Raw genomic sequence first — 17,003 nt, 5'->3', positions numbered from 1 at the left:
TAGGACATCATTAGATTGAGAGCATGGGTTTTCCGCCATGAAGAGGAATAGAGCAATCGTGTAGGGAGGATGGGAGCCATTTTTCAGTGCAGTGGGGCGAAGCGTTAGTGCTGCTGGCCGCGCAGAAAGTATTCTATCGATCGCAAGATGACCCCTGCGACGACATCCGGCAGGCGAAACAGGAGGCCGGGTAAGAGCACTTCATTCATATTAAAGGCATTTCTGATGCCCAGGCAGAAGTAGCCGGGATAGAGGCGAGCGCGTCCCGCAACCTCTGGCGCTCGCTGGACTTCAGAGTCATAGTCAAGGTCAACGGCTCCCAGATAGGGATGGTTGACACTCAGCCCCATCTCCCGCAGCAGATCAGCGTTGGGAGCATAGCCAATCAATGTGTAGAGCTCATCATAGGGAAACCGCTGCACGACTCCATCTTCCCGTATCGCCACCACCCGCCGTTGCTCGCCGTGCTCCAGGGACCAGTGCATAACATGCGAGACGATATGGCCAGTATCACGTGCTTGCTCAAATGCCGCAGCAACCTCTGGCAGATCTCCAGCCAGGCGCAGCAACTGCATTTTCTCAGGACTACGATACAGGCGCATCTTATGGCCATGATGCATCACGACCCTCCCGGGCTCAGCTAACGCCGCATCAGGGTAATGGGTAAGAATCCGATAATCGATATTGAGTCCAGCACGGTTAAAGTGCTGAATCTGTTTGACCATTTCCAGCGTTGAGTTGGACAGGCTAATAAAGAGTACCGTGCGTCCGTGATAGCGCCGAGCGTGCTCTGCCGTCCAAACTTGCTGCCAGCGGATGCCTGCTTCATGCGGCGCCACATCCGTGGTCATCACACCTGGTCGTGAGGGGGAAAGCGGCTCCCCAACGCCAAGCGCATTGATCACAATGGGCGCCATCATCTCGTGATGACGGCCCGCCTCATCTTCATAGCAGATGCGATGCTCGACATCCCCTGGTTGCACTGTAAGAACGCGCGCTTTGATCATCGTTGGGGGTCGATCACTGCGTCCACGCGCAATGCTGTGTAACCATTCCATCACAGCATGACCCGTGCCCGGTGCCGCATCGAGTTGGTAGTCCTCAAAGCGCAGCGGGAACGGGTTCGCTCTGGATGCTCCTCGCAGAAAATCCTGATTCCACACACCACCACACTGGCCTGATTGATCGAACAGCACGACATTGACGAATCCCACATCGAGCAGAGCACGGGCGGCAAGAAGTCCGGCCGCACCGGCGCCGATAATCACAATGCGGGTCGTCAGCCCAACCTGGGCCGGAACCCTGAGACCTGCACACGAATAGGCCCCGGCTGCGCCACGCCAGGTGACGCTACGCCATCCGCATGCCTGGCTCTGGCCCTCCCAACTCGCATCCACCTGGATGTTCTCACGCCGGGTCCCCTGGTATTCAGGTGGAGGAGCAGGCAGGTGTGTGAAACTCTGCCGCAAAAGCTGCCCCTGCGCCTGGATCGCGGGAGAGCGCAGGATCACGTGCCCAAACAACGCCCCGAGAAAATGGGGCTGCTGATGCGCCAGGAAGCGCATCGTTGCTGTGCTGATCCCTTTATCAGCCAGCATTTGAGCAAGCAGATGTTCAAACAATGGTCCAATGTGCGCATGATCGTGTTTTAAGATCGCTACAGCTGGAATATTCTCATTCATAAGATCCATCCTTTCTCCGCCAGAAGGCGGTACGAGACTCCGATGCGATAGCAACAGGACATTTCACTTCAAGTGGAAAGAAAAAAAGACAGCCCTAGAAGGCTGTCTGCTCACATTGGGAACATGATTGATCATCGTGAGGGGAATGAAATGGGTCTGGACGCAGAGGGGTGCGTGCAGCATACCAAAGATGAATTGCTCCTGGTGAAACGATCTCTGGGATGCTCTCTGAGATCGTTCCCATACATGGGATCAGCCAGAAACCGCCTCCCCTCGGTTATGTGAACATGGCATGGCTAGGCGGTGCGGTGAGTTCGTGGCGTCTCGTCCTCAATCGTGCTCCAGAGGGATTGCATGCCGTATTCTCCGATTTCCGCTCGCCTGGCACGCGTTTCCGCTCGGACCTGTGCCGCAAGAGTAAACTGTGTCGCATCCAGTTCCAGGCCAAGTTCCGCTCGAGCCTGACGGACAGCGGTCTCGGTCGGCACATCAGGAATCGCAATTTCACGGGCCAGCCTCGGCTCCTCTTCCAGATCGAGCAACGTGGATCGTGTCACGGTCGCGATCGCACGCAATGTGCGCTCAATATCGGCAAGGCTGTACTGACGCTCCGCCGGAGTTTCCCCGACGATCTCTTGCACCTGATCCATGATACGATCAATCTCAGCATCCCCATAAAAGTTCAAGGCCCGTACCTGCGTGAGCAGGTTCTCCAGTTGTCTGACCGATTGATAGGCAAAGCTTTCCCCCGAGCGCCGTTGGAGCGTGGAGAGCACATCACAGGCAACGGTGTAGGTGAGATGACGCAACTGGCTGACAACCGAGGAGAGAAAACTATCGAGGGCGGAATCAACACGTTCCTGCGCGTGCATGCGCAGATCATGCTCAAGCACAGAACGCTGCCATTCCCGTCCCTGGGTCTGCGATCGGGCAAGATCCACAGAGAGCGAATGCTCATTATCCTCACGTTCGTGGTCATCTGAAGCATCATGGTGCTCACCTGCAGACCCAAGCTGTGAGAGGCTATCGATCAACACGTATCGAAAATCGAAGGTCTCGCGAATGTGCTCAGGAGAGGGAATCTGAGCACTGATACGATTGCAGTACGTGGTGACAAACCGTTCTTGCGTTTCTGTGATCAGTTCCGGGTGGGTTCCGCGCAAGCGGCGATAGGTGTCAGCCGCAATCACTTCATATTCAGCCAGCACCTGACGGGAGAGAGCACGATGGTTGGCCACAATATCGTCACGCAATGCATCATACTGCGCTTTCAACGACTCTGTGGCATCCCGCCAGGCAACATAGGCTGACGAGGGAACAAATGCTCCGAGCTCGGTTCGAAATGATCGATCCTTCAGGGTATGCCTGGCACCGCTTTCAATGCGCGCGAGAGCCTTCATATACGCGATCGGCAGTAAGCGCTTCTCGCCCAGAACAAGCCACCTGGACAGTTTTTCCCTCACCGTCTCATCTTCAACCCGTACCCCAATATCTTCGAGCACCAGGCGCGTCGAAAATCGACAGCGCCGAATATGCAATCGCACAAGCACACCATCCTGAAGGAGGCGCCGCCAATCAATCGATTCAAACGAGCGTGCACCAAAAAGCGTGGCAATCGTCTGTCGTCGCTGTGAATCAGGCGGGGACCCTCCTTGCTCGGATTGGATAGGCTGGTTGTTGTTGGTCATAAAACACCTCGCGATATCACCTGGAAACAAGCATCCAGCATCGACGCCCTTTCCAGGCACTGCCTACACATCTCGCTCCTCATAGGGAAAACGAGACAACAACAAACCACGACAATGTACAGACATTGTTCAATGATAAAAAAGTGCTACATGCGACGCGACGAACGCGCTTCTGAAAGCGAGGTAACAGGCTCTGTGGGCTGCTCAGTTCCCGTTACGGCAGTACGTCGGCGTTCCCGTTCCTGGGCCGCCATGCCGGGAGGTAAGAAGCGGAGATTATTGCAGGCCTCACGCGCCCGACGGGTGAAGGCTTCAACGAGCGTCAGCGTGACAGGCCGCACGTTTTCCAGTGCCTCCTGCGCATCCTGCACGCTGATAATCGAGCGCCCATTCCAGCGAGCAAGCAAACGCGCCTCTTTCACCAGCGCCTCCAGATCTGCAGCACTATAATTGTGCGTTTGACCGGCAAGCAGCGTGACAGCCTCGGGTTCAAAAGCCGTTTCTTGCAGGCGAGCCTGTACCATCAGCATGCTCCGGCGCGCGTCCAGGTCAGGACACAACACCGGAAACACGACATCGAAACGACCCGGTCGAAGCAGCGCCGCATCCAGCAGTTCCGGGTGATTGGTTGCACCTACCACGATAACCCGACCACGTAAGGATTCATCGCCCATAAATTGCAGGAGCGCCCCAAACAGATTGGCAGCCACCGGGCTCCCCGAGGTAGTGCCGCGCTGGGAGACCAGCGTTTGATCAATTTCATCGATGAACAGAATCGTTGGGGCAAGACTCCGAGCGACATCAAACAGCTCCTGCAGATTGCGTTCAGAGGTGCCAACGATCCCTCCCAGAATGTTGGCCATGCGTAGGGCAAGCGCGTTATACCCGAGCTCCTTCGCCGCCGCCTCCACATAGCGCGTTTTTCCATTCCCGGGAGGGCCTACCAGCAGAATCCCTTTCGGCACATCCCATCGCCATCCCTGCCGCAGGGGAGCCATTACTTCCGCGCAGGTAAACTCGATCAACTGCTCCATACCTCCAAGGCCCCCAAACCCTTCAGGCAAGGGATCGAGCATCACAATGGCCTCGCTATATTGCTGGCGAATAATCGCATCTTTGCGAGTCTTGACGAGCAGACGCGTGACACCTGCCGTCTCGCCTTCACGTCCACTGGTTGCCCCTAACAGCAGGATATCTTCGACCTGCCGCAGGTCCAGTCCCGCTGTATTGCGAGCAAGATCTTCCAGCGAGAGATCAACCAGCGCAATCGGATCCTCTCGGCGGTGCTCTTCAAGGTACCAGCGGATATAGGACAGGCGTGTCTGCTCATCAGGCAACGACTCTTCGATCACTTTATAGCCACTGCCACTCGTGCGTAAGTCGGGATGCAGATCGCTCAGGCGAGGTGTCAACAGAAACACCGGATTATCCTGCTTCCCCAAGCTACTATCAAGACCCCAGTACTGCAGCGTTGCCAGCACCGATAGTTGATCATCTCGCATCACCGCCTTACTGGTTGCGGGACAGATAAGGTCGGCGCCATCGAGAATAACGGCCACACGCCCTCGCGATTCCGGCCCCCCGGCGCGAAGCAGCGCTTCTAAAATGGCCAGCGCTTCCCGTGGCCGGCGCGCACCACTGAAGACATCGCCCGCGGGCGCTATGCGACCAGGAAGGCCAGCGGCATCAAGCGCCGCTGAAAGATCATCGTCAGCGGCTGGCACCGTCCAGTCTGGACCAAGCAGTGCCAGAGCCTCGGTCCGCATCGAGGGCAGCGGGAATGTGATCCCGATGGCACGGTGATAATACGCGATAATCGTCCGGCGCTCGGTATGCAGGATCCCCTGCATGAAGCGCAGCTGGGATGCCCCTCGCAGAGAGGTGACCCCATGAACATCTCCATAGAGGATGAAACAGTGGCCGGCGCCTGCGCCAAAGAGCGTGCTAAATTCACGATACCAGGCAGGCAGTGCCTCCTGCATCTGCTGATCCATCATAATTCTCTCCTTCAACACAAAAAATGGGAAGATGGCGTGTGGCCATCTTCCCGCTATCAAAACACTATTCTGTGTCGCTTTAAGGACAGACATAGGCCTGACGCTCAGTCATGACAATACCCAGCGCTTCGAGCAAAGCAAAGTACCGGTCACGATCGAAATCAAGATCCTTATCGCCATCAGCGTCCCATGCGCGAATAGGTCGTCCCAGTTCCCACAGCACGCAGTGCTCGCAGGTGCCGATTTTGTAGGATGCATCGGCATCGATCGAGACATGAAGCTCGGGGGCTTGTACCGCCTCTGCAGGCGTCGTATCTGCAGCGCTAATGCCTGACCATTCAGGTGGCAGGTGGAGAGAGGATTCCATAGTCGTCATCGCTTATCCCTCCACGTGTGCTTCTTGATCGGGCTCAAAGGCAGCATTGAGTTCCTGCAGCAAGCCCTGAGCGGCCAGCAGTTCTGGCTTGGGGGTCATGGCCGTTTGCTCAGGCTGCACCCCAAACTGTGCCAGCAGGGTGTGCATCTGTTTGCCGGCCGCAAGACAGTCGGCGCCAGAGAAGTTGCGGAAATCGGTGATGTAGGACCCATCCTCTTTCACGGTGATATGAATCACTTTAGGCTGCATAGCTTCCTCCTGTAATCGTAATCTGATCATCCAATTGCTGGCTGCTGACCTGGTAGTTCATCTGCTTGAGGACCGCCATGTGGGCAAGCGCCGTGTACTTCTGGACAATCGCCTGTTGCACCTGCTGATAGAAGTGCTCATCTACCGCCCAGGGATCCCCCAGGAACTTCAGCGCACCCGTTTCGTCGACGACCAGTCCGATGCCACGCGGGATCGCTTCTCCTCTCGGCTTCCCAGGTCGTATCGGGATATGAAGCGCCAGGCCGGTATTTGCCGGTTGCTCCACGCCATAATAGGTATAGTAGGAAGACCGGACCTCGCCATCGTACTGCTTCGCCGTCAACACCACTGCCTGGTGAAGCAGCTTCATACAGGGATGTTGTGCCGCAGCAGACAGATCGCCTTGTTGGAGCAAGACCGGCAGTCCATTGAATACAAGATGGGTTTTACCTTCTTCAATATGACTCATGATTTTTTTCACTCCTTGTGTGTGAATGTGATACATATATCTCATCAAAACAAAAAGCGCAGCATAAGCCACGCTTAGGAACAAGCAACGAGAACACTGCGGAGGGGCACGAGGCCACGCCAGAGACGGGCCGTATATCTGCATCATAAGAGAACCTCACGCATAGGATTCGAGGAAACATACTCATGGAGAGAACTGCGCTCTGATCAGGCAGTTCGACCGATGACTGAGGCATTACATAGGCGGAAGGCAAGCAGTTCAACGCCCGAGAAGAACAATGAGAGGGTCTAGCACTTTATTGTAGAGAAGTGCCTGAGGCCAGCAATGCATTGAGGGTTGACTGTTTGATACGATAGGCCTGCCGCTTCCCGAGATGCGGGAGAGCGATCGCTTCCAGAGTGCCAGACTTAATCCAACGCCGCACCGTCGTATCATCGACACGGAGTTGGCGCGCAACTTCACGAACCGTTAACAGGGTATCTTCATGAGGATTCGACATGGGTTCCTTCTCCTTTTTTCATCAAAACAGGGTATGGCAAACCATTTTCATCATGGGACAATAGAAAATGAAGAAACAGCGAGTTGCCCGAGCGGTTTCTCGTACAGAAACAGGCAAGGTGGTGTGTGAGGATAGGGGGACTCCGAATCCCAGGTAAGAAATGCGCTCCATGCATGGTAGGTAGCCTTTCAAGAGCACTGGTGAGCGTGCGGCACGATGAGGAAGTTGCGAGAGGGATTAAACATACATCCGTGATCAGGGCAAACGGAAAACCTGCAAGGGAGAGGGTAGCAAAAAGAGATCATCGATGATAGTCTTTTCTTTGCTTTATGGTTGGGCGTATATGAGCATGCCAACAATGCAGACAGATGCCGATCAGGGTTATGATCAGGAAAAGCAGCGCCAGAGCAACCTCCACGGCATTGTTGAGCATCTCGTCCGTCAGGGAGGGTAACATGATGAAATGCCAGGCGAACAGCGTCTCCAGCACCACGCGGAACACATCGATGAGATGAGGGCGCATACCTTGCAGGGAAAGGAGACGCAGCACCTCAGCCCCCCATTCTTTTCCGGTATCGGCAAGACGTCCCTGTTTGCCTTTCTGACGAATCAACGCCTCGGTGACGTGACGTGCAGCACCCACCCCCGAGATATCTAACACCTCTTGCAAATGCAGGAGTGTGGCCGGTTTCAGCTCCAGTTGTCGCCACGTTTCCTGCAGTTCTTTTTTTGCCTCACCCCTCTGCTGAGGAGATCCACGCACCTGGCCGATTGATTTCCTGGACATATGATCCTCCTTGTCCTGGCGCGTTCTTCAACGACAGCAATTGAGAACGCAGAAGAAAACAGTCGGTGAGAGAAGGGTCTATTTCTGAGGAGGCATGTTCGCGCGCTGTTCATATCTGATTGCTTGATAATGGCGATAGGCTAGCAGCATACAGCAAAACAGGAGCAGAACTCCCAACGCCATCATACAGACAACCAAAGAGTTCAGGAGAAACGGCCCCTGCACAAAAGACCAGGTCAGACAGGCATCGATCAGCAGCCGACCCGTCTCAAGAAGATGCTGGCAGCCTTCTTCTAAAAACGTCAGTCGAAGCTCTTCGCTGATCCACCCCCAGATAGATCGGATCACCTTTTGCTCCTCGTGTTGCAGTTCCAGATCCAGAGCCGTCGTCGCGGCCAGAGCAAGCCCTACTCCCTCAGCCTGCACCAGCTGTTCAAGATGATCTCTGGTTTGTGGGAGCAGTTTTAAGGAATGCCACCGGGCTTCTAGATCCTGCACTGAAATGTCCGGGGCATGTTTCGTAAGATGGGAACGATGAGGATGCGAAGTACGATGTGCATGTTTGCGAGACATAGGGATCCTCCATATTCTGCTTGCTCAACTTGAGCAAGCGTCCTGTTTGGATACGGGATAGGGAGCGAAACAACCAGCAGGTGGAAAGAAAACGTCCAGAGGAGAGGAGCGTTGCTACACAGCGTATACCAAAGAGGAATAGAAGACAAGAATCGCTAGCGAACGAAACCCAGGTAGTGATGAATCAATGACACCGCAACTGCGCCATCACCGGTCGCGCTGGCAACGCGTTTGATGGACGCCGCCCGCACGTCTCCAACGGCAAAGATGCCAGGGATGCTGGTTTCCAGCAGGAGCGGATCGCGATCAAGTGGCCAGTGATCCCCTTTGGCCTGCGGGCCAGTCAGCACAAAACCAGCCTGATCCCTCATAAGTGTGTCAGGCAGCCAGGAGGTTGAGGGAGTGGCACCAATAAAAATGAATAGCGCCGCAGCCTCAACGAGCCGTTCGGATCCAGTGGTATTCTCACGCAAACGGAGGTGCTCAAGGTGATCCCCGCCGAAACAGCCGGCAACTTCCGTCTGTGTTTCTACCGTAATATTATCCCTGAGCGCCATTTCCTGCAGCAAGTAAGAGGACATACTCTCCTCCAGTGATGCACCACGCACAAGCAGCGTGACGTGCTGCGCATAATCGGCAAAGTAGAGTGCCGCCTGTCCCACTGAATTGGCCCCACCGACAACGAAGACCTGTTTGCCCTGGCACGTTGCGGCCTCGGTCATCGCGGCGCCATAATACACGCCACTGCCGGTCAGTCGATCCAGATCAGGCACTGCCAGCGTGCGATAGGACACACCAGTTGCCAGGGCGAGCGCATAGCATCCAAGCTCACTGCCGTCAGCAAGAGTAACATAGCGATAGGAATCGGCCACCCGAATTCCAACGACCTCTTGCGGAGAAAAGATATGCGCTCCCAGACGAGCTGCCTGAGCACTCCCACGAATGGCAAGTTCAGCGCCCGGCAGGCCAATTGGAAAGCCCAGGTAATTCTCAATACGAGAGCTCATGCCAGCCTGACCACCCGGAACATCTCGTTCAATGACCGCGGTACGCAATCCTTCTGATGCCCCGTAAACAGCGGCCGCAAGACCCGAGGGACCAGCACCAATGATGATGAGATCATAAAATGGGATCTCGCTATGCATCATCAATCCTATTTTCGCTGCAAGCTGGGCCAGCGTTGGCTGAGACAGCACTGATCCATCAGGGAATTGGAGGATAGGCAGTGGGAGCGGTACACCACCATGTTCTCCCATCTGCAGCGCTTCCGGATACGTTTCCAGGTCGACCCACTGAAACGGGATGGCATGACGAGCCAGGAAGTCTTTGACCTGGTGAGAGTCCGCTGACCAGCGATGACCAATCACGCACATCCTATGACAACGCGGGGCACATACCACATCACGAGTCACACCCGCCTCCTGACTGAGCAATGCATCCACCACGGGAAAGAAAAAGTCTTCTGGCGGCACACAGGTGCTCAGAAGCGCATCGACTTTGAAATGCAGGACCCCCAGTGATTCAGACGATTGCTGATCCGTGACCACCAGGCATTTTGCGCCTGGGACATGCTGTTTGGCCTGTGCTAAAAACGCCATCCCTTTCATATCTGGCAACTGTTGATCCACCATCACAAGGAGAATCGGTGCCTGTAACTGCTTCAGGTGCACAAGCATATCCAGCGCCTGATCACCTCGCTGGCACTGGATCACCTGATACTCACGATAATGTGAAGCAAGATCGAGCGTCGGGAATGTCGTTCCGACGGTAACGAAAACCTGTTGCATCAAAACCTCCTCGAAGGCATGCATACTTGCATATCCTTCTCAACAAAAAAATCTGCTCACAGCTTCGCGGCAGGCACGAAGGATGCAAGCAGAGTGCAGCAATAAAACAGCGTTTTGAAGAAAACATGGCACACGATGTGATAACACCAAGGCAGGAGGACAAAGGGAATAGCCGGAAGGCGCCATCCACCTCGGTTTCGATGAAGAGGAATATATGAGCAGAGAAGATGAGAGAGGCACAAAGCCAGGCGATGTCGACGACGTGAGCAGGAAAAGCATACTCATATCGCCGCTCCAGGCGACAATCAGGCGCTTTCTTCTGAGACGAGCGCGCGCACGTGCAGCAGATGGACATCCATGATCGTGAATATAGCGACAATCTGATGCCACACTGGACCATGCATGGTCGAGGCACCATCACAGAGGATCACCGCATCAAACAGGGTGAAGAATGGCTGTGCCATGTCGACACCAATCTGCGTCTGGATATCAAACACACTTGCCAGACAGATCTGGGCATCTTGAGCACGCTGAGGCAACGATGTAATCGAGAACTGCTCGGAAAGCTTCCGTCCATCAAGTGAATGCAGCTCCCACTCCTGCAGCAATCGGGCTTTGAGTTTTGGATCGACCAACACCAGGACATGGTTGTAGTGTTCATCGCGTAGGATATGCGCGATTGACATCATCGTTTCCATGAATATGCTTCTTTCTTTGGGTAGGGATGACCGTGGTCACAACAGCTTCTAGCTGCGGCATGCATCGGCATCCGATATGGTACGGAAAAACACGATAAAGAGGCGTTTCAACAGGGTGTCTCAACAGAGAGGTGAACATGATCACGCGCGATACGTTCGTGGAGAGCGCGTACGACTACGAGAAAGAGGAATAGTCAGAGAAAGGGATAGGAAGATCCTCATCGACATACCCTTGTTCCACAAGGGCTTTGGTGGCCAGCGAAAAGTCCCCACCATGTTCCAGAAAGGTATAGGCGGCGAATTTACTGATCCCAACGCGTGGCTCAAAGAGCGTTGAGGTGGAGAAGACATAGAGGTACCCGCTGCCCCGATAGTTGGTGGTGGCGCTGATCCCACTCGTTTTCCCGGGCCGGCGCCAGAAATCCTCTTTCCCAATCGTGCGCACCCAGGTCCAGCCGTGCGGCACTAAAATGTCAGACCACGTCGCTCGCTCATTGAAGATGGTGCCAGGCTGACGCCTCTCAGTACGCTGTTGGGATTGCTTCTGTGGTCGCAGTCCTTTTTGGGAGGAGGTCCTGTAAGACGGCGGGATCTCATCCAGGGTGCGAGCAACAGCGAGCAACAACGTACGATCCTCAGGTTGAATCGTTTGAATCGTCGTCAGATGGCCACGCTGGACCACATACGGCAGACCGCTGGGATGCACCGTTCCATGAGAGGGGGCACCAATGCTATAGCCACCTTCCCCTCTCGTTTCAATTAAACTCACAACATAGGGAGGCTCGTTGATTGGGCGCTGGGCCACCTTGATACTGCCCCCGGAGAGCAATGGAGTGCGGTAATACAGGTGAACGCCCTTTGGGGACCACTCTGTATATCCCCGTTCGATCCGTTCCAGGAGTGGGTGCAATCCTTCTTCCCGCACCCGCTCAACAAATTGCTGGTAGATGAGAACATCATCAAAATCCAGCATCTCCAAGCCGCCGCTCACCTGTCCAGTGATAAATGCAATGCCATACTGGTGATCATAAAACCACTGCCGTGCCTGGCCAGAGGTGGGGAGCCTGTATTGAAAGGCTTTCCATCTGACTGCCGGACTCTTGGTACCATCAGTCAGAATGGGGATGCAACTAATACCCGCACGGAGCGCAACCAACGCCGTCTGGTACACATTTAGAGAGGAAAGGGACTCAGATGATACACGCATCATCAAGGCCACTCCTCTCTCGGCACTGTGCATTCAGGCACCGGGAAGTGCGCTGAATGAAAAACATCCATGTAGGCATACCTATATGATTCTCGCCTCTCGTGATCGTTCGAAAACAAGCCTGGGAAGAACATACGTTCCATTCGTTCTTGTATATTATACGTGGTAAACCACGAAAGCTTCAAGAGATGATGCTGTGATCATCAGGACGCATGTCCCAGCCGGCTGCGTCCTGCTACCGGCTCCAGCGGTATCGTCTCCATCGAACTGATATCTGCGTGTGGACATACGTGCACGACAATACAGCCGATGTTATCCGTTCCACCTCCGTCGTTGGCCATCTGCACCAGCTGGCTCGTCATACACGAAGCATGAGCCCAGGGCGTCGCCAGCACTGCTTCAATCCTGTCGTCGCGCGTCATCTCCCACAGCCCATCACTGCAGAGCAGGAACGTGTCGTCGCCAGAGAGGGGTACCACAAAGATATCAACATCAACCTGGGGTCGAATACCGAGGGAGCGCGTAATCTGGTTGCGCTGTGGATGCGTATAGATCTCCTCTTCGCGAAGCACGCCTTCAGCAACCAGATGGGCAACCAGGGAATGATCCTGGGTGATCTTTTTGAGCGAGCGATGATAGAGATAGGTACGGCTATCACCCACGTTGGCAACATAGGCCACACGGTCCAGGAGCAAAAGCGCGGTCACGGTGGTGCCCATATGACGCATTTGCGAGGTACTGACGGCAACGCCATCGGCAATCCGCTCTTGATCCAGGCATTGATTGCGCAGATAAATGCATCGGTTCGCCTGCTCAATGCCATCGACGAGCAACCGTTCCCAGGAAGGAGGGTCCACATCATTTTCTAAATGGGGAAGCAGATATTCGAGGATCGTTTGCAGCGCGAGATGCGCTGCTTCCTGTCCATGAACGTGGCCGCCCATGCCATCACAGACAATAAACAGGCCAAAGGACTCCTGAGAAGGTCGACGCCCCTGAACCACAAGCACGCAATCTTCATTCCGGTCGCGTACACGACCGGGATGCAATCCAATACTGACATCACACCGGGATCCATCTGTGAGGGCACATGCATCACTCTGAGTACGATTGATCGCGTAGTCGACCAGAAATTGCACATGCTGGTATTGCCGATTGGCAAGCGCAGCATGAATATTGTGGAGAAACACACGCATATCGACGACCATACCACGTCCTTTCTGTGATACCTCCTGATAGGAGTATCAATGGACATCAAAAAGACACGCCTCTGCTGAAAAAAGCACAAAAAAGCCCTCCTCTTGAGTCCGCTTTCGTACAAACGGCTCAATGTCGTGCAGAACAGCTGGGGCTTTTTTACGCCATGAGTGCTCTCATATTCAGCACATCACGAATCGCCCGCGATGAGGGACCCTTCGTATGCATCCAGAAGGCGCATCGGACACACAGGCAGTAAAACAATAGACGTGAACAACACTATACGGACAACAACCTCAACAATACAACCCACAATACATATCTACATTTTTCGCCACCTATGATGGAACAACCTACAGAGATTGCACCATACTCTTTATGCCTACAAAGTGAAAGCGCTACGAAAAACACTCAGGTTTGTGCTGACCATCAGGAGAGTTCGTTCATCGCAACGATGAAGGCCCTGCAATCCGTCTTTCAGCTCATGATCAACGAACAGAACTGTGTTGCTGTGATCATGCGTGTATAGTCGATCTCCTCGTTTGGATGTACCAAGTGAGGAAAAACAACTATACGGGAATGGCAATGCTGCCAGGTGCAGATGGTGTCTCTGCTTTTTCTTTTTCTATTCACTTCAATCATACAAAACAACCCCATAGAGCAGAGGGGCAGCCGGGGGGTAGGATGGCGTAGGATAGCGACAAAGAGGCTGGTGAACTCTGTTCGTGGGTCAGACTCAATATTACGGCACTTCACCTCCGCGCACGCCAACGGCAACAAAAGGCCTGCCTTCTTTTTTGCGCTATCTGATCCGCCATACGCCCGAGAAGCGTCTTACGCCATCGCCCATTTTCGGCAGATCACCATTTCGTAGCACATGTGGATCTTGCAGTACAGTGACAGAAGTGGGAAATGGTCACACCGATGAACACAGCTGAGTAGATCCCCTGCAGAAAGAGAGCTGTCATGAGCAAGCATCACAGATGCCTCATTGCCAGCCCGCTTCTTCGCCACACCTTTTTACACAAAACACTTGTTTGGCTTCTTTTCTAGAAGAAAAATGTTCTTGAGTCCCTCTACCCCGACAATAATGGTAGAATGAAGAAGAGCATGATAGAAAAGAGAGGATCCATATCGATGCACGTCCCTGTAGAGGTTACACAACAAGCCAGCATCCATCATCTGGGTATCCCACAAAAACGATATACCCGCTTCTGGCAAACCCTGCCGTATCTTTTTGTCGCCATCATTACACTCCTTCTCAGCGTATCTCTCTTCATACTCGCGATACTCACTGGCCCCATTCCAGTCATCTCCGAAGTTCCAGACTGGAAAGGCTTTGGGATCCTCACCACGGTCGGCATCCTCATTGGCGCAACGTCTGCACTCTATCTCTACCTCAGCATCCCTCCATTGGCCTTTGCCGCCTATGTATATAGCGAGGGTTTTATCGAATGCAATCGATGGACACACAGCATCATCCACACGCTCCGCTGGAGCCAGGTGGAAGGGACACACATCAATCGCTCTCGCTACGGCACCACCTATAGTATTTATGCGTTCACGGCCTCCCCACCGAACAACGTCTTTACCATCCCTTATCGTGGTATCTGGAAACGGTGTAAGCAAGCAACTACAGGACATGAAGCACGCAGAAAAAAAGAAGAGATGCCTCTCACCATACTCATGCCATGTACGCAGTCGACCAATAGCCGAATGCACACTCCTTAAAAAGGCTCTGCAGTATCTCTCATGCCCCTGCCTGGCTGCGACAACTATGTTGCCGTACTCATTCAAAACTGCCGCAGCCATACATACCCATTTACCATGCTTGAGGGGTTATCTGTCGACAGGCGCACCATTGTTTCGCGTGGGTCACTGTGTGCGCACTATAAATATAGCTCAATCAATGTGCCCTCCAATATCTTATCGGCGAACAGACGCCCCCATTAGGCGATAAGGTATTGGCAACTGCACGGCTCGATCGCTTCTTACATCATACGAAGATGACCGCCATGAATGGTCGGAGCTATTAGGTCCACCAGTTTTCAATCAGCTCGCCACAGTGCCAACGTTGACAGGTGCGATGATTCAAACGATCGTATTCCATCTTTCATGTCCATGCTGAAAATGATCGATGAGGCTCAGTCAAATAGGAGCTTCAGCAGTCAACCTCTAATCGCAGAACTAGACGCCACTGATCACAAGAAGACTCGTTCCTCCACTACGAGCCAGAACCGTTTCACCTGGAGAGCCAGTATCAGTAGACCCTGTGCACTGAACAGTGAGAACGTGCGAGCCTGCCGGAACGTCACTATCTGTTGCTGTCATCGAGAGCGAGGCCGGTAGGCTCGCATTACTCGACCATGCCGTAGTAAAAAGCGTCGTACTACTATCAAGGACCAGCGAACAAGTCTCTGTTACGACAGTACCACCCTGTCCACAACATCCTCCACCGCCGAACTGCGCGTCAATGAGGCTTGTGATCTGGAGTTTTGCGGGTGCAACGACGCTAAAAGGAATACGTACGAGTGTGAGCGTACTTCCATCTTCAGGCAGATTCTGGCTGGAAAATGTTCCATTGAGCGTCTCGACAGATGGAAGCGTCTTCGCTGCCTGTGCTTGCAATGGGAAACGAACAAGTATCACAAGAATGCACACCGCGACGATCCACCCTCCATATTTGAGCAATCCGATTCTCTTCATCTTTTTTCCTTTCATCTTTTTACTTCTGGAAAATAACAACACATTGGTCCTTATCCCAATGGAGGCGCCCGATCAATTCCAAGTCCACCCAACAAATATCTGTACCAGTAGCGATACATCTACTAAGGGACATCATCAAGATCACGTGTCTCGTCCTGCTCAGTTAGCCACATTTTCTAATGCCCCTCCTGGTTACGATACTCGGCATTCCCTGTACGTTAATGCACACGCTCATTGACCTTCTACAAGGTGTAGGAAGGAAATAAAATTGACTATTGTTGCACTATCTATCTTCGTGAAAAAAGGTTGATATATATCAGAGCTCAATAGATGCCCTTTTATACAGAGCATTTTTATAGTATTCAATATCTGGATGACAAGAGTCAACAAGCATACGCCTTGTATATGAAAAATATCCACATCATGAATCTTCCTCCTCTATTCTTCTGAAAATCTCTACGTAACGTGTACTGAGAGCGCTCGACTGTTATCCTGGCTACTCTACTCACCGAACATAACACCGTTGGGTTTGCTCAGGTCCAGGCGATCAAAATAATCATTTCCTGGCTCCTCATACGGTACACCGGATCTAGCGACAAAAATAATATTGAGGTAGCGGATCCTCAATGTGAGTAGGCACGTGGTGGCATCCTGGTAGCCATCTGCAAACATCCATAGATTCTTTTTCCTGTGATCGTTTTGCCAATACGTCCACCGAAAGAATCATGAGCATAGCTGTTGAGCACAGTACCGGCGTTATCGGTCATCTCACATAATCAATCCCAATGCATCGAAGAGATAAGCGTACATTTGACGCCCGGTGCATACATACTAGTGAGCATTCGCAACTACAGTGCACATACTCGATGTCCACTCATCGCATGCACACAAGGAAAGACAAGAGAAGAGGTGAGGAAAACCCCAGCACTCTTGCTCTTGTCTGAGAGAAACAAACCAGAGGAAACAGTATGAATAGGCCCATGATCATGAACAAGCTCAACCAGAACGGGAGCGGACATAATCACCACAATCCATACCGGCAATCCGTGAGAGGAGAGAGAAAGTACACGAGCAAGCTCAACCAAAAC

The 17,003-nt window shown here is 53.2% G+C and carries 16 protein-coding genes; 1 reads left to right on the top strand and 15 read right to left on the bottom strand.

Annotated elements, in window-relative coordinates; genetic code table 11:
• Positions 1 to 104: 104 nt before the first annotated feature.
• The 13 genes from KTT_RS31535 to KTT_RS31475 all read right to left on the bottom strand — a co-directional run bounded on the left by KTT_RS31535 (position 105) and on the right by KTT_RS31475 (position 13,220).
• Positions 105 to 1,682 (bottom strand): NAD(P)-binding protein, encoded by a 1,578-nt coding sequence (locus KTT_RS31535; RefSeq protein ID WP_160146271.1) that lies wholly within the window; start codon positions 1,680 to 1,682, stop codon positions 105 to 107.
• 296 nt (positions 1,683 to 1,978) lie between these two features.
• Positions 1,979 to 3,370, bottom strand: coding sequence for a hypothetical protein (locus KTT_RS31530; protein WP_126601635.1), 1,392 nt, complete (start codon positions 3,368 to 3,370; stop codon positions 1,979 to 1,981).
• A 146-nt stretch (positions 3,371 to 3,516) separates the two neighbouring features.
• Complete coding sequence (locus tag KTT_RS31525) at positions 3,517 to 5,367, bottom strand: AAA family ATPase (RefSeq protein WP_160146270.1); 1,851 nt, start codon at positions 5,365 to 5,367, stop codon at positions 3,517 to 3,519.
• Between the two features lie 79 nt (positions 5,368 to 5,446).
• Entirely contained in the window at positions 5,447 to 5,743 is a 297-nt protein-coding gene (locus KTT_RS31520) for a hypothetical protein (protein ID WP_126601633.1), read from the bottom strand.
• A 3-nt stretch (positions 5,744 to 5,746) separates the two neighbouring features.
• The gene (locus KTT_RS31515; protein ID WP_126601632.1) at positions 5,747 to 5,992 is read right to left on the bottom strand and encodes a hypothetical protein; all 246 of its coding nucleotides are present in this window, start codon (positions 5,990 to 5,992) and stop codon (positions 5,747 to 5,749) included.
• On the bottom strand, positions 5,982 to 6,461 hold the full coding sequence (locus tag KTT_RS31510; RefSeq protein ID WP_126601631.1) for a hypothetical protein: 480 nt from the start codon (positions 6,459 to 6,461) through the stop codon (positions 5,982 to 5,984). Before KTT_RS31510 ends, KTT_RS31515 begins: the two co-directional genes overlap by 11 nt.
• A gap of 295 nt (positions 6,462 to 6,756) precedes the next feature.
• Entirely contained in the window at positions 6,757 to 6,960 is a 204-nt protein-coding gene (locus KTT_RS31505) for a helix-turn-helix domain-containing protein (RefSeq protein WP_126601630.1), read from the bottom strand.
• A 301-nt stretch (positions 6,961 to 7,261) separates the two neighbouring features.
• Positions 7,262 to 7,747, bottom strand: coding sequence for a hypothetical protein (locus KTT_RS31500; RefSeq protein ID WP_126601629.1), 486 nt, complete (start codon positions 7,745 to 7,747; stop codon positions 7,262 to 7,264).
• 78 nt (positions 7,748 to 7,825) lie between these two features.
• On the bottom strand, positions 7,826 to 8,320 hold the full coding sequence (locus KTT_RS31495) for a hypothetical protein (RefSeq protein ID WP_126601628.1): 495 nt from the start codon (positions 8,318 to 8,320) through the stop codon (positions 7,826 to 7,828).
• Between the two features lie 155 nt (positions 8,321 to 8,475).
• The gene (locus tag KTT_RS31490) at positions 8,476 to 10,107 is read right to left on the bottom strand and encodes an NAD(P)/FAD-dependent oxidoreductase (protein ID WP_160146269.1); all 1,632 of its coding nucleotides are present in this window, start codon (positions 10,105 to 10,107) and stop codon (positions 8,476 to 8,478) included.
• Positions 10,108 to 10,412: 305 nt separating this feature from the next.
• Positions 10,413 to 10,805, bottom strand: coding sequence for a hypothetical protein (locus KTT_RS31485; protein WP_126601626.1), 393 nt, complete (start codon positions 10,803 to 10,805; stop codon positions 10,413 to 10,415).
• A 175-nt stretch (positions 10,806 to 10,980) separates the two neighbouring features.
• Positions 10,981 to 12,015: a bifunctional DNA primase/polymerase gene (locus tag KTT_RS31480; RefSeq protein ID WP_160146268.1), complete on the bottom strand. Its 1,035-nt coding sequence runs from the start codon at positions 12,013 to 12,015 to the stop codon at positions 10,981 to 10,983.
• 200 nt (positions 12,016 to 12,215) lie between these two features.
• Complete coding sequence (locus tag KTT_RS31475) at positions 12,216 to 13,220, bottom strand: PP2C family protein-serine/threonine phosphatase (protein ID WP_126601624.1); 1,005 nt, start codon at positions 13,218 to 13,220, stop codon at positions 12,216 to 12,218.
• A gap of 1,126 nt (positions 13,221 to 14,346) precedes the next feature.
• Here KTT_RS31475 and KTT_RS31470 point away from each other — a divergent pair.
• Positions 14,347 to 14,940, top strand: a complete 594-nt coding sequence (locus KTT_RS31470) for a DUF6585 family protein (RefSeq protein ID WP_126601623.1) — start codon at positions 14,347 to 14,349, stop codon at positions 14,938 to 14,940.
• 456 nt (positions 14,941 to 15,396) lie between these two features.
• On the opposite strand, the gene KTT_RS31465 is transcribed toward KTT_RS31470, so the two are convergent.
• Positions 15,397 to 15,915, bottom strand: a complete 519-nt coding sequence (locus KTT_RS31465; protein ID WP_126601622.1) for a hypothetical protein — start codon at positions 15,913 to 15,915, stop codon at positions 15,397 to 15,399.
• A 501-nt stretch (positions 15,916 to 16,416) separates the two neighbouring features.
• On the bottom strand, positions 16,417 to 16,587 hold the full coding sequence (locus tag KTT_RS36340; protein ID WP_160146267.1) for a hypothetical protein: 171 nt from the start codon (positions 16,585 to 16,587) through the stop codon (positions 16,417 to 16,419).
• Positions 16,588 to 17,003 lie beyond the last annotated feature (416 nt).

The organism is Dictyobacter aurantiacus (genome assembly GCF_003967515.1).
GTDB lineage: Bacteria > Chloroflexota > Ktedonobacteria > Ktedonobacterales > Ktedonobacteraceae > Dictyobacter > Dictyobacter aurantiacus.
Note: the sequence above shows the minus strand (reverse complement) of the source record. Positions and strands in the feature narration are given on the sequence as shown.

Excerpts from the sequence above, each read along its gene's own strand:
- KTT_RS31535 (WP_160146271.1), bottom strand. The coding sequence starts at position 1,682 with ATGAATGAGAATATTCCAGCTGTAGCGATCTTAAAACACGATCATGCG.
- KTT_RS31530 (WP_126601635.1), bottom strand. The coding sequence starts at position 3,370 with ATGACCAACAACAACCAGCCTATCCAATCCGAGCAAGGAGGGTCCCCG.
- KTT_RS31525 (WP_160146270.1), bottom strand. The coding sequence starts at position 5,367 with ATGATGGATCAGCAGATGCAGGAGGCACTGCCTGCCTGGTATCGTGAA.
- KTT_RS31520 (WP_126601633.1), bottom strand. The coding sequence starts at position 5,743 with ATGACGACTATGGAATCCTCTCTCCACCTGCCACCTGAATGGTCAGGC.
- KTT_RS31515 (WP_126601632.1), bottom strand. The coding sequence starts at position 5,992 with ATGCAGCCTAAAGTGATTCATATCACCGTGAAAGAGGATGGGTCCTAC.
- KTT_RS31510 (WP_126601631.1), bottom strand. The coding sequence starts at position 6,461 with ATGAGTCATATTGAAGAAGGTAAAACCCATCTTGTATTCAATGGACTG.
- KTT_RS31505 (WP_126601630.1), bottom strand. The coding sequence starts at position 6,960 with ATGTCGAATCCTCATGAAGATACCCTGTTAACGGTTCGTGAAGTTGCG.
- KTT_RS31500 (WP_126601629.1), bottom strand. The coding sequence starts at position 7,747 with ATGTCCAGGAAATCAATCGGCCAGGTGCGTGGATCTCCTCAGCAGAGG.
- KTT_RS31495 (WP_126601628.1), bottom strand. The coding sequence starts at position 8,320 with ATGTCTCGCAAACATGCACATCGTACTTCGCATCCTCATCGTTCCCAT.
- KTT_RS31490 (WP_160146269.1), bottom strand. The coding sequence starts at position 10,107 with ATGCAACAGGTTTTCGTTACCGTCGGAACGACATTCCCGACGCTCGAT.
- KTT_RS31485 (WP_126601626.1), bottom strand. The coding sequence starts at position 10,805 with ATGGAAACGATGATGTCAATCGCGCATATCCTACGCGATGAACACTAC.
- KTT_RS31480 (WP_160146268.1), bottom strand. The coding sequence starts at position 12,015 with ATGATGCGTGTATCATCTGAGTCCCTTTCCTCTCTAAATGTGTACCAG.
- KTT_RS31475 (WP_126601624.1), bottom strand. The coding sequence starts at position 13,220 with ATGGTCGTCGATATGCGTGTGTTTCTCCACAATATTCATGCTGCGCTT.
- KTT_RS31470 (WP_126601623.1), top strand. The coding sequence starts at position 14,347 with ATGCACGTCCCTGTAGAGGTTACACAACAAGCCAGCATCCATCATCTG.
- KTT_RS31465 (WP_126601622.1), bottom strand. The coding sequence starts at position 15,915 with ATGAAGAGAATCGGATTGCTCAAATATGGAGGGTGGATCGTCGCGGTG.
- KTT_RS36340 (WP_160146267.1), bottom strand. The coding sequence starts at position 16,587 with ATGTTTGCAGATGGCTACCAGGATGCCACCACGTGCCTACTCACATTG.